At 33.1% G+C, this 15392-nt stretch carries 14 protein-coding genes; 5 read left to right on the top strand and 9 right to left on the bottom strand.

Going from position 1 to position 15392, the window contains the following annotated elements:
* Complete coding sequence (gene bamA / locus CCY99_RS00530) at positions 1 to 2256, bottom strand: outer membrane protein assembly factor BamA (protein ID WP_258442868.1); 2256 nt, start codon at positions 2254 to 2256, stop codon at positions 1 to 3.
* 115 nt (positions 2257 to 2371) lie between these two features.
* Between bamA and CCY99_RS00525 the strand changes: the two genes are divergently transcribed.
* The 4 genes from CCY99_RS00525 to CCY99_RS00510 are packed head-to-tail and all read left to right on the top strand — an operon-like array spanning position 2372 to position 6209.
* Positions 2372 to 3199 (top strand): prephenate dehydrogenase, encoded by an 828-nt coding sequence (locus tag CCY99_RS00525; RefSeq protein ID WP_112059462.1) that lies wholly within the window; start codon positions 2372 to 2374, stop codon positions 3197 to 3199.
* Positions 3196 to 4278 carry a glycosyl transferase family 90 gene (locus tag CCY99_RS00520; protein ID WP_112059461.1) on the top strand — a complete coding sequence of 361 codons (1083 nt, stop codon included), beginning with the start codon at positions 3196 to 3198 and terminating at the stop codon, positions 4276 to 4278. The genes CCY99_RS00525 and CCY99_RS00520 overlap by 4 nt, the downstream gene beginning before the upstream one ends.
* Positions 4279 to 4302: 24 nt before the next feature.
* Positions 4303 to 5004: a LysE family translocator gene (locus tag CCY99_RS00515; RefSeq protein ID WP_112059460.1), complete on the top strand. Its 702-nt coding sequence runs from the start codon at positions 4303 to 4305 to the stop codon at positions 5002 to 5004.
* Between the two features lie 23 nt (positions 5005 to 5027).
* Positions 5028 to 6209 carry a UDP-N-acetylglucosamine--N-acetylmuramyl-(pentapeptide) pyrophosphoryl-undecaprenol N-acetylglucosamine transferase gene (locus CCY99_RS00510; RefSeq protein WP_112059459.1) on the top strand — a complete coding sequence of 394 codons (1182 nt, stop codon included), beginning with the start codon at positions 5028 to 5030 and terminating at the stop codon, positions 6207 to 6209.
* Here CCY99_RS00510 and gltS read toward each other — a convergent pair.
* The 6 genes from gltS to tpx form a co-directional block, all read right to left on the bottom strand.
* Positions 6186 to 7418 carry a sodium/glutamate symporter gene (gltS, locus tag CCY99_RS00505; protein WP_112059458.1) on the bottom strand — a complete coding sequence of 411 codons (1233 nt, stop codon included), beginning with the start codon at positions 7416 to 7418 and terminating at the stop codon, positions 6186 to 6188. The genes CCY99_RS00510 and gltS overlap by 24 nt on opposite strands.
* 284 nt (positions 7419 to 7702) lie before the next feature.
* Positions 7703 to 8683: a c-type cytochrome gene (locus CCY99_RS00500; protein WP_112059457.1), complete on the bottom strand. Its 981-nt coding sequence runs from the start codon at positions 8681 to 8683 to the stop codon at positions 7703 to 7705.
* A 166-nt stretch (positions 8684 to 8849) separates the two neighbouring features.
* The gene (aroC, locus tag CCY99_RS00495) at positions 8850 to 9923 is read right to left on the bottom strand and encodes a chorismate synthase (RefSeq protein ID WP_112059456.1); all 1074 of its coding nucleotides are present in this window, start codon (positions 9921 to 9923) and stop codon (positions 8850 to 8852) included.
* On the bottom strand, positions 9920 to 11089 hold the full coding sequence (gene rnc / locus CCY99_RS10020; RefSeq protein ID WP_112059455.1) for a ribonuclease III: 1170 nt from the start codon (positions 11087 to 11089) through the stop codon (positions 9920 to 9922). Before rnc ends, aroC begins: the two co-directional genes overlap by 4 nt.
* Complete coding sequence (locus CCY99_RS00485; protein ID WP_112059454.1) at positions 11064 to 12101, bottom strand: hypothetical protein; 1038 nt, start codon at positions 12099 to 12101, stop codon at positions 11064 to 11066. Before CCY99_RS00485 ends, rnc begins: the two co-directional genes overlap by 26 nt.
* Before the next feature lie 129 nt (positions 12102 to 12230).
* Entirely contained in the window at positions 12231 to 12728 is a 498-nt protein-coding gene (gene tpx / locus CCY99_RS00480) for a thiol peroxidase (protein WP_112059453.1), read from the bottom strand.
* An 85-nt stretch (positions 12729 to 12813) separates the two neighbouring features.
* Between tpx and CCY99_RS00475 the strand changes: the two genes are divergently transcribed.
* On the top strand, positions 12814 to 14208 hold the full coding sequence (locus tag CCY99_RS00475; RefSeq protein ID WP_112059452.1) for a PhoH family protein: 1395 nt from the start codon (positions 12814 to 12816) through the stop codon (positions 14206 to 14208).
* Between the two features lie 2 nt (positions 14209 to 14210).
* On the opposite strand, the gene CCY99_RS00470 is transcribed toward CCY99_RS00475, so the two are convergent.
* The gene (locus CCY99_RS00470) at positions 14211 to 14636 is read right to left on the bottom strand and encodes a thiamine-phosphate pyrophosphorylase (RefSeq protein WP_258442867.1); all 426 of its coding nucleotides are present in this window, start codon (positions 14634 to 14636) and stop codon (positions 14211 to 14213) included.
* A 2-nt stretch (positions 14637 to 14638) separates the two neighbouring features.
* Complete coding sequence (locus tag CCY99_RS00465; protein ID WP_112059450.1) at positions 14639 to 15328, bottom strand: Bax inhibitor-1/YccA family protein; 690 nt, start codon at positions 15326 to 15328, stop codon at positions 14639 to 14641.
* Positions 15329 to 15392: the final 64 nt, after the last annotated feature.

Genomic DNA, 15392 nt, shown 5'->3' with positions numbered 1-15392 from the left:
CTAGAATCTCGTTCCCATAGTAAATTCAAATCGTGATATATCATCGCCCTCTTGTGGATTTATCGCAAATGGGAATACGAATACTAGAGGACCAATTGGAGAAACCCACTCTAAAGCGAGTCCCCAAGACATTCTTGCTATTTCATCAAATCTTTTTACACCAATCATACCATAATCAAAAAATGCCGACACACGCATATTTATCGCCTCTAATAAACCATAGCTAACTTCAACAGAATTTGCAAAAATATAATTTCCACCAATTCTTAAGCCATTTCTATCTCTTGGTGTTAATGAATATGTCGTATATCCTCTAACCGTTCCAATTCCACCCATATAGAATGTATTTGTTATTGGAACGCCTTTGTAGCCATTATTCATATCCATAGTATCGCCAAATATTGCCCCGACTTGTGCCTTATATCGTAAAATCAAATCAAAATCAATAATATTTTTTAGATAATAATAAAACCCTGCTTTCCCATATAATTTTATATAATCTGCATCTCCACCAAGTCCTGCGAACTCAGAACTAGCTTGTAAAATCGCACCATTTTTAGGGAAATAATAATCATCTGTGTTGTCGAAATATATTCCGGGCGTTAATGCACTTTTTAGTATTCCTTGTCTAGGAAAATATTGCGAATAGAATATCTCATTATACATATCAGTAAAATCACTTATATGTGTTTTTGCTAATTCGTAAGTGAGATTAACGCTTAGAGTATCTGTTAGATTTCGTCCTACAGAGAAATTGAATCCCGTTGTATTCTCAATATAATCATAATTATCAAAATAACTTTTATATAGATTAATCGATGCACTATATGCAGAATCTAAGATTCTAGGATTTGTAAGTCCGATATTATAAAGTTGTGTATATTTACTCCAATTTACATATAATTGCACATTGATACCAGTTCCAAATAGATTCCGCTCTCGCAAAGTGGCATTTATCATTAGCTTATCATAGCTTCCATATCCAAGCCCAAACATTACTTCGCCTGTTCGTCCCTCTTGCACTTCGACAAGCAGATTCATAGAATCTTCGCCCGTTCGAATCTCACTTATCGTTACCTTATCGAAGAATCCACTTCGGCGAAGAGCATTTTCACTCTTTCGTATATCTGTAATGCTATAGGTATCTCCGGGGGCGATTAGCATTTCTCTTCGTATAATTCTATCGGCACTCACAGTATTTCCTGTGATAACTACATCATTAATTGTAACTTTCTTACCAATATCAATGCTATATATTACTTTGACTTTTTCTTCTTCCTCATTTTTATCTAAATCAGGTGCTATTCTCGCATATGCATAGCCTTTATCCATAATGTGAGATTTTATCACTTCAATATCTTTTCTAACACTCTCGATATTAAAATATTCATCTTCTTTAATATCTACTAAATCATTCAAATCTTCTATTGGAAATATATCTTCAACATCATCATTTTTTCTTATTTCTACTCCACTTACCTTGTATCGCTTACCTTCGATAATTTTATACATTAGAATTGCATTGTAATTTGTAAAATCCGCACTCACAAGTGGGGTTGATATAATGGCATCTAAATAACCTTTACGCATATAAACATCTTGGATTCTTAGATTATCATATTCTAATTCTTTTGCTTTAAGCTCTCCGCTACTCCACCACGGAAGCCAGCCTAGCCAACTATGTCGCTCCTTATTTGCACTTAAAGATTCTAAATCATCTTTATCAATCGTAGCACCCTCATAAACAGCTTTTCTTATAATGATATTCTCACCTTTATTGACATTAAAAATAAGGCTTACGGAATCTTCTATTCTTACACTATCGATTTCAACAATAGAGCCATATAATCCTTTTTCTTCTAATGCGTTAATAATGACTTGTTTTGCATATTTTTCTTTATAAACATCATAGGTATCACCTTTTTTAATGCCTATTAGTTTTTCTATCTCTTGTGTTTCTGTTTCGCTACCATAGCCTTTTATCTCAATGTTGCTTATACTGGGTTTTTCTGTAAAGTGAAAGGTTAATACCCCATCATTAAAATCCACATAAATATCATCAAAATAATCTTGCTTATAAAATGCGAGTATAGCGTCATTTACCTTTTTATAATCTAGATTCTCTCCTATCTTTAAACCTGATATTTCATTTGCAATTAAGTTTGACATTCTAATTAATCCATCGTATTGTATGGATTTTATTTCACTAGAAATTGCAAACACACTCAACATACATATTAAAATAATAACTTTCATAAACTATTAAGCCTTTATATTTTATAGCTTTCACTTTTTCTTATATGATAATATAAATTTAAAGTTATAATTTTACTTAAAATTTGTTAAGGAATGTTTATATAAAGGATTTTCAATGAAAGCTGGGATAATTGGACTTGGGCTTATGGGTGGGTCGCTTGGATTGGCGTTGAAAGATAGTGGGCTTTTTAGCACGATTGTAGGCGATGATATAAATAAGATTCATAGGCGTCAAGCCGTGTATTTGGGGCTTGTAGATGAGTGCTTGAGTATGGAGGAAATTTTGGATTGCGATGTGGTTTTTATCGCTACGCCAGTGGATTCTATCGTGCAAATTATCAAAGATATTAAAAATTTGCGAGAAAATCAGCTAATAATCGATTTTGGTGGCACAAAAAAAGAGATAATCGCTTCTATTCCGCCACATTTACGAAAGAATTTTTTGAGTTTGCACCCAATGTGCGGCACGGAGAATTTCGGTCCAAAAGCAGCTTTCAAAGAGCTATATCAAAATCAAATTATGATTTTTGTGGATATTAATGATAGTGGGGAATATCAAGTCGAACTTGCAAGGGAGATTTGCCTAAATCTTGGAATGAATATCGTAAAAATGGATAGAATCGCCCACGATAGGCACACGGCGTTTATCAGTCATATGCCGCATATTTTAAGCTATGCGTTGGCAAATACGGTCTTAAAGCAGGAAAATCCCCAAGATATTGTGGCGATTGCTGGAGGGGGCTTTCGCGGAATGAGTAGGATTTCAAAATCAAGTGGGGTTATGTGGTCGGCGATAGCAAAGCAGAATAAAGATGAGATTCTAAACTCCATAAATGCCTTTCAAAATGAGCTTAAAAATGCGGTGGAGATGATAGAAAGCAATGATTTTGAGAGCCTAAAAGAGTGGATGAGTGACGCAAATAAACTCCGTGATATTATATGAAAAATAATCGATTTTTTTACCACATTAAGGGGCTTTGGCGGTATTTTTGGGATAGATTTTTAAGAGTGCTTTTGCCAAGTTTGCATAAATATTTTTATTTAGATTCTAGGGACAAGCTCTTGGAAAACGCCAAAAATAGGGCGGATTATGGATATATAATAGATAGGGTGAATTATTATAATAGATTAACTTCGCTAGATTCGGCGAATCTAGATTTTAAAGATTCTAAAGATTCCACGAATTTAGACTCTAAAAAATCCAAAGATTCCGCCCCCAAATCGCCTAAATCAACGCCTATTAAAATCATAAATTTCACGCTCCCAAAAAAAGGGCTAAATTACTTTTTTGACACGCATGAATTTATACGATATTTCGAAGATAATCTAAGCTTTATTTTAGAGGGAGGCGATGTGAATTACGCTATTTCTAAACCTAGCATTTGCAAATCCCGTCCAATTGTGCCGATAAATGGGAACTTGGAATCTCAAGCAAAAAACGCCAATAATATCTTGCTAAATTTGGATAAAATCCGCCATTTTCTTTTCATAAATGACCCCTATAAATTCGAGGATAAGGATAATTTATTGTATTTTCGTGGGGGCGTGTATCAACGCCATAGAGTGGAGTTTTTTAAGAAATATTTTAGTGATAAACGCTGTGATATCGGGCATACGGGAAGCGTGAGTGCAGAAAATCGTGCATTTGTAAAGCCAAAAGCGAGTATAAAGACGCACTTGAGCCATAAATTTATATTATCTTTAGAGGGGAATGATGTGGCGAGTAATCTAAAGTGGATTATGAGCTCAAACTCCCTTGCAGTAGCACCAAAACCCAAATTTGAAACTTGGTTTATGGAGGGGAAATTAAAGGGCGATTTTCACTACATTGAGATTGATGAAAATTACGAAAATGTGTTTGACAAGCTGGAATTTTATGCCAAAAATACGGACTTGGCAAATAAAATTAGGCTTAATGCAAACGCCTACTGCAAACAGTTTTTCGATAAAAATAGAGAGCAAATCATCGCCCTTTTGGTGCTAGAGAAATACTTTAAAAACGCTAGATTTAATAAATTTTAAGAAATAAAGGAGATTTTTTTAGAGATGATTTTTATAATCGCATTTTTGGGGGCGATTACGCCCGGACCGGATATTTTATTGGTGTTGCAGACGACTTTAAGGTGTGGCTTTAAACGAGCGATAATCACGCTTCTAGGCATTGCCACTGGGTGGATTTTCTACCTTACAATTGTATATTTTGGATTTACAAAATTTTTTAGGACGGATTTAGCACAGATTCTTCTAAGTGCCTTTGGGGCGGTGTATCTGGGGTATTTGGCATTTCTCTTGCTTAAAAAATCGGGCAATAAACTAGATTTGGACGATAAATCAAGCGAATTAGGCAAATCTATGGAATCTAGCGTAGAATCTAGCGAATCCGCTAAGCCCCTAGAATCCACAGAATCTAGCAAATCCACCAAGTCAAAAGAAGCTGATAATTTAAGCGATACAAACCCAAGCGGTGGCTATCTAAAAGGACTTTTTGTCAATCTCTCCAACCCAAAGGCGATTTTATTTTTCGGCGTCCTTTATGCGCCATTTATGGGGAAAAATCTCCTTTCAAGCCTAGTCTTACTATTTTTGGGGCTAGTGAGTGCCTTTATGTTAGTAATCATCATCGGCTCATTTGCTAGGAAGTTCATCACAAATCACCTATTTGACATCATTGACAAGGTCTGCGGAGTGGTATTTTTGATTTTTTCGCTTTTATTATTTTGGCGGATTTTCGAGCTAATTAATAGCTAAAATGCCGTGAAATGGGGGCTAAAATGAATGTAGCAATAACTGGAGGCGGCACAGGCGGACATCTAAGTATCGCAAAAGCCTTAGCGTTGGAATGTCGTAAAATGGGGATAGAGTGCATTTACATCGGCTCGAATGCTGGGCAAGATAGAGCTTGGTTTGAAAATAGCGAGATTTTTGGGGAGAAATATTTTTTAGATACGACTGGCGTGGTGAATAAAAGAGGGCTAAGGATTTTTAAGGCGATTTTCTTGCAAATTAGGGCGATTTTGAAAGCTGGAAAGATTTTAAAAAATCATAAAATCGATTTTGTGCTTAGCGTAGGGGGATTTAGCGCTGGTGGTGCGGCGTGTGCTTCGGTGTTGAGAGGGATTCCGCTATTTATACACGAGCAGAATGCCTACATTGGGACTTTAAATAAGATTCTCTCTCCATTTGCAAAGGCGGTTTTTAGCTCGTTTGACTTAGGACTAAAAAATCAAATTTTGACTTCCTACCCCATAAATGCGGAGTTTTTTAAAGCCGCAAGGATAAGGAGAGAAATCAAAACGATTTTATTCCTAGGTGGCTCACAAGGGGCGGTTGCACTAAATTCATTCGCCCTAGAACTCGCCCCAATTTTACAAAAAAAAGGGATAAATATCATTCATCAATGCGGGAAAATCGACCTAGAGCGAATGCAAACTGAATATCAAAAATTAGGCTTTAGGGTCGCAAATCATACAGATTTTGCAGAATCCACAGAATCTATAGAATCTAAAGTAGAATCTAAATCCACAGAATCTATGAAATCCGCAGATTTACACACTGATTCCGCTTTAGATTCCACACCAAATTCCCCACAAGTTGATTTATTTGCATTTGATAATAATCTAATTGAGAAAATCAAAAAAGCGGATTTTTGCGTCTCTCGTGCTGGTGCAAGTAGTTTATGGGAGCTGTGTGCTAATAATCTCCCAGCCTATTTTATCCCCTATCCATATGCCGCGAAAAATCATCAATATTTCAACGCTCTAGCTTTAAAAAAGCGGAATTTATGCGGTTTAATAAATCAAAGCGATTTGAATGTAGCGGATTTTTTAAGCTATATTGATAAGCTTGATTTAGCCACACAGAGCGGAGATTTAAAAAAGCAAATCTCCCCAAATGGCACAAAAGAAATCATTGATAAAATCCTTGAAATCTTAAGGGAAAAATGGCAAAAGTAAAAAACCTTGTATAACTACCGCATTTATTAAATCAATAAAAAATGCTCCACAAAGTGGCACGATTATAAATGCTATATGACTTGGTCCATAGTGATTTGTAATCGTTTGTATATTTACCATAGCAGTTGATGTTGCCCCAAGTCCAAATCCACATAACCCAGCACTTAAAACTGCTGCATCGTAATTTTTACCTGTGAATCTAAATGATACAAAAATAGCAAAGAAAATCATAAATGCCACTTGAGCCATAAGTATGATTAGAATCGGGATTGCTAATCCTACTAATTCTAGTAGATTTATAGTCATTAATGCAAAAGCAAGGAATAGAGATAAGCTCACATCACCGATAACTTGCACCTCTCTATCAAAAACCTTGTATAGCTTTAATCCTTGTATTACATTCCTTATAACGACACCCATAAACAAGCACCATACAAAGGTAGGTAAAGTGAAACTTGAGTTTTTAAGCATTTCTGCTATTTGTGTGCCGATAAGCATTGGGATTGCGATTAATGCTAAAGATACTATGAAAGTATGGGCTGTTATTAATTTCTCTTTTTTTGGTGTTTCAAAAAGCAAACTTTCATCTTTGTAATCCTCATCTTTTGCCTCATAATCTGCGTATTCTTTAACATTTGGCTTTAGATTATTTTTATTTATTAGATACCTAGCTACAGGTCCGCCTATGATACCACCTGATATAAGCCCAAATGTGGCTGCTGCTAGGGCTACTTCTACCGCAGGTGAAAAATCATAAGGCGATTTTAAAAATACAGCTCCCCAAGCCGCTCCCGTGCCGTGTCCACCCGTTAGTGTGATGGAGCCACCAAGAAGCCCAAGAAGTGGATTTGTGCCGAGTATTTGTGTGAGTAAAACACCAATAATATTTTGGCAAACAAGTAGCACAGCAGCACATATCAAAAAAACGACAAGCAGTTTTCCGCCTTTTTTTAGTGATGAAAAGTCCGCACCTAACCCAATTGAAGTAAAAAATGCAAGCATTAGCGGGTCTTTTAGTGAATTATCAAATTTAATTTCTATGCCAAATCCAGCATTTAGTATAAGGAGTAAAATGGCAACCAAGATTCCGCCTACAACAGGCTCAGGTATGCTATATTTATACAAAAACCCAACTTTTTTAATAACGAAACGACCAATTAGGAGAATTAAAACCATACATACTAAAGTAGCATAAAAATTTAGAGTCACGGGAAATCCTTAATATTTATTAATTTTTAGGAATCATTCAAAAAATAAATTAAATTATATTAGCAAAAAAAAGTAAATTTAAGAAAATTATTTAGTAAATAATAGACTGCTAGATTCCACATAGAAACTATTCTAAACATTATTTACAGGGCATTAGGAGATTATAAAATGATGTTAATTCTTATAATTTATTTTATAAATTTTATAATCTTAATAAAAAATGCTAAAAAGCTTAGAAAGTTTTAGATTTAACCACTAAAAAATGGGGATATACCCCATTAATTTTATTTTAACATTTCCTTATATGGACCAAATAGATGTTGTTTTTCTGGAAAATTATCCGGATATGGTCCATTAACCGCATCTACAGGCTTTACTCTAATATCAGGGAAATCTTTATCCCCACTTTTTTTAATCGGGCGAGGCTGTGAGTTAATATAACTAGCGACATCATAAGCTTCATCAATGGTTAAATCCGGAGTTCCTTGTGGCATTTTAGCCTTAATATACGCTGTGGCTTTAAGTTGGCGATGCATTCCTGCTCCTGTATTATAGCTATCATCTCCCCAAAGTGGCGGATATATGTAGTAATCTCCATTTGCAATATCAGGATTTTTCATTCCCTCACCATTTTCTTGGTGGCAAACGAGGCATTTATTATCATAAACAATTTTTCCTTTTACTGGGTCTGCTGCCCTGTCTAAATATGGAATCTCTATTAATCCTTGACCTTTTATATTTGCCCCAACAGGAACTCCTTGAGAAAGCCACTGCATATAGGTTAGGATAGCTTTCATTTCCTTAGAATCTATTGGAAGAGGTTTGCCATTCATACTTCTTTGCATACAGCCATTAATCCTATCTTCTAGTGTGTTAATGCTATCACTTCTAGCTCTATACTGCGGGAATCTGCCCCAAATCCCTACAAAAGATGATTGATATTGCTCTGTGCCACCTAAAGCGTGGCAACTCGAGCAGGATAGATTATTACCTGCATATCTATTTTTTTTGTCTTTGGCTTGTGGTCCTATGTATTTTGTCGTTTCATTTAAGATTTTATTTCCTAAAATTACCATTTCACTATATTTAGAATCTTTTGGCATTTTGCTTTCATCGATATATCCATTACTTTGCATTTCACTAGGTAGTTTCCATTCATAAATAGGTAGTTTAATGCCTGTAGTCGCTTTTTGCTTCGATAGATTCCCATCAAAGGCAAAACCACTTGAGAAAATTAGTGTTAAAACCAATAAACTTCTAATCATATAAACTCCTTTTGTGATATATGTTACAAATATATTATATTTAAAAATATTAATATGTATAAAAATTGCTATTAGTATCTATTAAAAATATATTTTTATTTTACTTTTTGGTAATTATTATCTTAGATGTAAGATTTCCTAAAAAAGATTAGCGATTAGATTCTGCTTATTTGTATATTTTCTTTAAATGCTCTATTTTGGATACCATATTTAATAAAAGCATATCTGCTAATATTATCGCAAGTAGAGATTCTGCTACTACACTTCCCCTTATTGCAATGCAAGGGTCGTGTCTGCCCTTTAGCATTAAATCTACCTCATTTTTATTTTCATCAATTGTTTTTTGTGGTTTAAAAATACTTGGAGTGGGTTTAAAATACACCTTTATATTAATTTGTTCTCCGTTGCTTATACCGCCTAAGATTCCGCCACTATGATTGCTTGTAAATCCGCTTTTTCTAATTTGGTCATTATTGCTACTTCCTAATGATTTAGCACTATTTATGCCATCGCCTATTTCTACTGCCTTTACGCCATTTAATCCAAGCATTAGCTCACCTATCGCAGAATCTAGCTTATAATATAGCGGTTCTCCAAGCCCAATGGGAATATTAAATGCACTTATAAGTGCCACTCCTCCTATACTATCGTGGGATTTTTTTGTATTTATTATTATTTCTTTTTGTAGATTCTCCACATCTTTATCAAGGCTAAAAATCTCACTTTTTCTGGCATTTGCGAAATCTATTTTTTGTGCTTGAATCTCGCCTATTTGTAAGATTCCACTTTTTGTTTCTATATTAAATTCTCTTAATATTAGTTTTGCAAATGCTCCACTTGCAACCCTAGCTACACTTTCCCTAGCACTACTTCTCCCGCCACCTCTATAATCCCTAATGCCATATTTATGAAAATATGTAAAATCACCATGTCCCGGGCGAAATAAATCTTTTATGCCATCGTAATCCTTGCTTTTTGTGTTGTTATTTTCAATAAAGATTCCAATGGGCATTCCAGTGGAATATCCCTCAAATACGCCACTTAGAATCTGGATTCTATCCTCTTCTTTTCTTTGTGTTGCATATGTGTTTTGTCCGCCTTTGCGTCTATTTAGCTCTTCTTGTATAAATTCTAAGTCAATAAAAATCCCAGCTGGCATTCCATCAATTACACAGCCAATACCGCTTCCGTGAGATTCTCCAAATGTGGTGATTCTAAATAGCTTTCCAAATGTATTCATAACTTCTCTCTCTTAAAACTTTCATAGGCTCTTTTCGCACAATTTTGCTCCGCTTCTTTCTTGCTTTTTCCGCTTTCTTTGGCATATTCTATACCATTTATAATAATCTTCATTATAAAGCTTTTATTATGGTCTGGACCGCTTGAATCCACTAAAATATATTCCGGAATAACACCACAAATGCTTTGTGTAAGCTCTTGCAATAAGGTTTTGTAATCTTTAAATAAACTATCTAAATCAATGGTTGTATAAACATATTCAAGTAGATTGTAGCTTAAGATTCTAGCCTTTTCTAAACCACCATCAAGGTAAATAGAGCCGATTAATGCTTCAAAAGCATTTGATAAAATAGAGGGTTTATTTCTGCCATTATTTCTAATTTCTGCATTTGATATGAATAAATAATCCCCTAGATTAATCGCTAATGCAAGTTTGGTGAAGCTAGATTCATTTACCATTGAAGCACGAAGTTTCGTTAAATCACCCTCATCACTTTTGGGAAGTTTTTTAAACACATATTCCCCAACGAGCAGGTCAAGGACAGCATCTCCTAGAAATTCTAATCTTTCATTATTATTTTTTTTATCATAACTTTTATGCGTAAGAGCGAGAGTTAGTAGATTCTTATCTTTGAAAAAATATTTAATATTTTTTTGGAATGATTCTAATACATCTATATTGTTTGTATATATTGCTGTATTTGAATCTTGTTTTGTAAGGCTTTTATACTCATCTTTTAAACTAGCATTTTTTATTTTACTTGCTTCTTCTCTTGCTATGCTGTCGCATTCCTCGTTTTCTTTATGTCCGTTATGTCCTCTTACCCAAGTTGCTTTTATGCTGTGATTTTGGGATAGGGCGTCAAATTCCCGCCATAAATCTGGATTTTTTACTTTTTTAAAATCCTTAAGTTTCCAATTCTCCAGCCATTTATTAATGCCATTACAAACATATCCAGAATCGCTTATAATCTCTATTTTACAAGGTTCTTTGATATTTTTTAATCCCTCAATAACAGCCTTTAGTTCCATTCTATTATTTGTTGTGTCTATCTCCCCACCTTTTAATATCTTGCGATTTTTATTGTATTGTAATATCGCACACCATCCACCAAAGCCGGGATTTCCCAACGATGAGCCATCACAATAAAGAGTAATTTTTTTCAAATTTTGCCTCCATAATCTCTAATACTAGATTTATACTTCCTAATTCGCCACAAGTAGGACATCTAGTCGTTTCAAATGGATAGATTCCCTGACAAGAACTACATCGATATTTAAAACCAAGATTGCCCTTTTTACTAGAATATTTATGTAAAACCCTAAGTGTTTCTAGCTCAAAAATATCGCATTTTATATCATCACAAATAATGCCCTTTGCACGATAAACATCGCTTATTTGCTTGTTATTTTTTATTTTATCTAGATTTGGATTTTTTAGATTCCACAATATATCAATGTAATTATAGATATTATCACTTTTGCTTATCAAATCCCAGAATCCTTGAATATTATATGTTTTGAGATAATTTAATACAATTTTATTTGTGATTTTACTATCTTTATTTATCCTTAGAATCTCCCTTTCTCGCTCTTTTAGAGGCATTATGCTGTCATTTATTAAAATTAAAATCTGCATATATTTTTTTACTTCATCGATATTTTCGTCCAATTCTTCAAGACAGGATATTACAGAAAAAGCATTTTTATATTCGCCTAGAATCTCATAGGTTTGCATAAGGAGTGAGAGAACTTTTACATTTCTTGGATTATTTTTTAGAATCTCAATAAATATATTTTTAGCCCTTTGCATAAAACCAGCTTTATAATAAGCCAATCCCAAAAGCTCTAAAACCTCCATTTTATCTTTAAGATTCTGCGTTTTATCAAGTATGGTGAGATATATTTTAATGGCTTCGCTAAAATTGCCATTTGTAACATAAATATCTGCAATAAAAGTTAGTGTTGAGGTGGGATATTTTGATATTTCCATCAATCCGCTTATATTATCATCAATGCCATAATATTCAAAATTTTTAGCAAAATCACCCAATGATTGTCTTTTTACTTTTTGCTTATATTTATTTCTTGTGTAGTCGGCTATTGCTACTAATACGATTATTGCTATGATTATTATAATGCTAAATAATGGGTCTTTATACAAGACAAGGTAGTCCAAAATATTCTCCTAAAAATAATTCTAAATTATATCTAAAGTTTATTTTTACTAGAGATTCTTATGCTATTTGGATTTATAAATATTTGTGGGTTATATAACTAGAGAAAATCTCTAGCTATTTATATAAAATTATTTTAAAGCATTTAATGCAGCATCATAATTTGGCTCACTTGTAATCTCATCACAAACTTCCTTATAGATTACTTTACCTTCTTTATTTACTATTATTATTGCTCTTGCAAGAAGTCCTGCAAGTGGGGAATCATTTATTAAAAGACCATATTGTTTTCCAAATTCTTTATCTTTAAAATCACTCAATGTGTTTATATTTTTTATGCCTTGAGTAGAGCAGAATTTATCTTGTGCAAATGGTAAATCCATAGATACTACACTGATTTCTACATCAGGTAGATTCGCCGCTTTTTGATTAAAAGTTTTTGCTTGTAAAGCACATACAGGGGTATCAAGACTTGGAACGACATTTATTATTTGAATCTTATCTTTTTTGCCACCTACTTGATATGTTCCTAAATCCTTAGTTTTTAGACATACAGAAGGAGCGTTATCACCTACATTTACACTATTTCCACTTAAAGTTACAGGGGTTCCTTTAAATTTTACATTCATATTTTTATCCTTATAATTTATTTTATACTAAAATTATAGTGAAATTGTTCTATAAAGTTATTAAAATTTATACAAGGAAATATATTTGGCTAAGAAAAAATATCTTTTGGATACATCTATAGTATTAGATGATATTGAAAACCTAACATATTTATATCAAAATGGAGAAAATGAGATTTTTATATCAGAAGTTGTTTTGCAAGAATTGGATAAGAAAAAAGATTTGCAAAATGAGTTAGGATATTTTAGTAGAGAATTTTTTCGTGCTATAAATTCGCATTGTGTTGTAAAAAAGAAGAATATCGGCAAAATTGATGATATGGTCTATCAAATGAATTTCAACACAAGGGCTTTGGAATTTCCTATTTTTATTATCTATCGCCCAAAATATAAAACCCAGAATCTAGATTATGGGCTAAATGATAGCAGAATCTTAGAGATTGCAAAGGATTATGGATTTCATCTTTTAACAAATGATGTTTCTTTGCGGATAAAGGCTATTTCTCAAGGGATAAAAGCAGAATCTATTTTTAGAAATAGAGTGGAAAATCCAAGTGATATTAATTTCTTATTTACATTAAATTTGCATAAAGATTCTAGTGTTGTAAATCTAGAGAATAATGCAGTATTTCAGGGATTAAAAGATTGGAGTATTATTGAGTTACAAGAAGAAGATAATACCGATAGCTCACTTTATCTAACAGGCAAAAAGCGATTTGGTTTTAAGATTGATGGTAGATTCGAAGAGCAGAATCTAGATGTTATCATAGAAGAAAATAGCCCATATATTCGCCCGATAAATCTAGAGCAAAAGCTACTTTATACGCTTTTAATTCACCCTAAGAATAAAGTTAGCATTGTAACAGGAAGCACAGGTAGCGGAAAAACATTAATATCCTTACAAGCTGGAATTACCCTTGTAAAAAAAGGCATAGTCGATGGTATCGTATATATGAGAAATACTATTACTTCAAATGATAAGGAAGCGGAGCTTGGCTATCGCAAAGGTGATGAGAGTCAAAAATTAGGATATTTTATGTATCCTTTGTATAGTGCGGTTAATTTTACCATTGATAAACTTCAAGAAAGTTCTATCGCAAAGCAGATTGAATATAGCGGTGATGTAAATACCATACAGAAATGCGATGCAACTGAGTATTTTATTAAAAAACATAATATTGAGGTTATGGATATAGCTCACGCAAGAGGTGTGAGCATAGGGAAAAAATTTGTTATTTTCGATGAAGCACAAAATGCACAAGATTCTACTATCAAGCTTATAGGAACGAGGATTGCCCAAGATTGTAGGATTGTATTTTTAGGTGATTGGAAGCAAATAGACCACCCATATTTAAGTAAATTTAGAAATGGTGCAGTTACACTTTTACAAAAGGCACAAAAAAGTGATTTTGTGAGTGGAATCCAGCTTAAAAATACTATTAGAAGTGATATAGCACAATGGTTTGAAGAAAATATGTAGTATTATTTTATAGAATCCATAAGGCGAAAATATTCTATTTCTATATCATATAATTCATATCTAATATGTTTAAATACCGCAGAATCCACAGAATCTATAAATTGGATATTAGAATGCAAATCGCTAGAATCTATCTTTAATAATTCCTCTAGCACCCTAGCACTTTCTTCTGCTCGTTTAAAGTTTGCAATAGCTACATCTTTTAGATTATTGCGTTTTATTTCACTTTCTATGGATTGTTTTGAGACATCATTTTTAATATCTCTTGATTCTAGTAGATGTTTATTATTGATTCTTGTAATGTGGCGAATGTGTTTTAATCTCTTTGAAAGATTTTTGTCATTTAGGGCATATCGTGCAATATCTTCTATTACACGAACACCCTCTCTTAATCGATTTAGATTAGCATCTATGATTCTGCATAACAAATCTATTCTCTACTAAAGATTCCAAGTATTTGTAGTAATGAAATAAATAGATTATATACATCTAAATACAAGCTTATAGCAGCCATTATTGGGCTATCATAGCGACCTCTTATAATATTTTGCGTATCATATGCTATATATATACTAAATAAAATCGCCCCAACTCCCGCAATAATAACTTGAAGCAATGGACTCCCTAAGAATAGATTAACAACACTTGCTATAACAACAACTATTAATGCGATAAATAACATTTTCCCCATACTTGCCAAATCTTTCTTAGTTTTTAACGCAAAGAAAGACATAACGCCAAAAATTATTGTAGTCATTAACAATGCTTGGCTAACAATACCAGCACCATTAGGAAGCTGTAAGATACCCGCTAATAATGGCACTAATGCTACACCTGTTACAAAAGTAAATGAAAACAACATTATTACATTTACAATTGGTTTATCTTTTAAAAAAATAAGACCAAATAATAAAGCTATTTCTAAGACAAAGATTCCTATAAATACGCCTTTTGTGATATATTGGGCGAATCCCATACCAATATATGCTCCTATTGTTGCAAAAAGCAATGAAGCACCAAAAAACTTATAAGTTTGTTTTACAAAATTTACTAATGTATTTTCGCTATATTCTGTCTCAATAGCAGTATCTCTCGTATAATTTCTATCATATAAAGACATTTATTTATCTCCTTTTAAACCAAAATAATTTTTTGGAAGTATTATTATACTATGACTTTATTAT

Origin of the sequence: Helicobacter sp. 16-1353 (genome assembly GCF_003288815.1) — a bacterium.
Taxonomy (GTDB): domain Bacteria; phylum Campylobacterota; class Campylobacteria; order Campylobacterales; family Helicobacteraceae; genus NHYM01.
The sequence above is the reverse complement of the archived record's forward strand: the minus strand, read 5'-3'. Positions and strand labels throughout refer to the sequence as shown.

What these genes read in the sequence shown, in the direction of transcription:
- bamA (WP_258442868.1), bottom strand. Translation starts at nt 2,256, where the DNA reads ATGAAAGTTATTATTTTAATATGTATGTTGAGTGTGTTTGCAATTTCT.
- CCY99_RS00525 (WP_112059462.1), top strand. Translation starts at nt 2,372, where the DNA reads ATGAAAGCTGGGATAATTGGACTTGGGCTTATGGGTGGGTCGCTTGGA.
- CCY99_RS00520 (WP_112059461.1), top strand. Translation starts at nt 3,196, where the DNA reads ATGAAAAATAATCGATTTTTTTACCACATTAAGGGGCTTTGGCGGTAT.
- CCY99_RS00515 (WP_112059460.1), top strand. Translation starts at nt 4,303, where the DNA reads ATGATTTTTATAATCGCATTTTTGGGGGCGATTACGCCCGGACCGGAT.
- CCY99_RS00510 (WP_112059459.1), top strand. Translation starts at nt 5,028, where the DNA reads ATGAATGTAGCAATAACTGGAGGCGGCACAGGCGGACATCTAAGTATC.
- CCY99_RS00500 (WP_112059457.1), bottom strand. Translation starts at nt 8,683, where the DNA reads ATGATTAGAAGTTTATTGGTTTTAACACTAATTTTCTCAAGTGGTTTT.
- aroC (WP_112059456.1), bottom strand. Translation starts at nt 9,923, where the DNA reads ATGAATACATTTGGAAAGCTATTTAGAATCACCACATTTGGAGAATCT.
- tpx (WP_112059453.1), bottom strand. Translation starts at nt 12,728, where the DNA reads ATGAATGTAAAATTTAAAGGAACCCCTGTAACTTTAAGTGGAAATAGT.
- CCY99_RS00465 (WP_112059450.1), bottom strand. Translation starts at nt 15,328, where the DNA reads ATGTCTTTATATGATAGAAATTATACGAGAGATACTGCTATTGAGACA.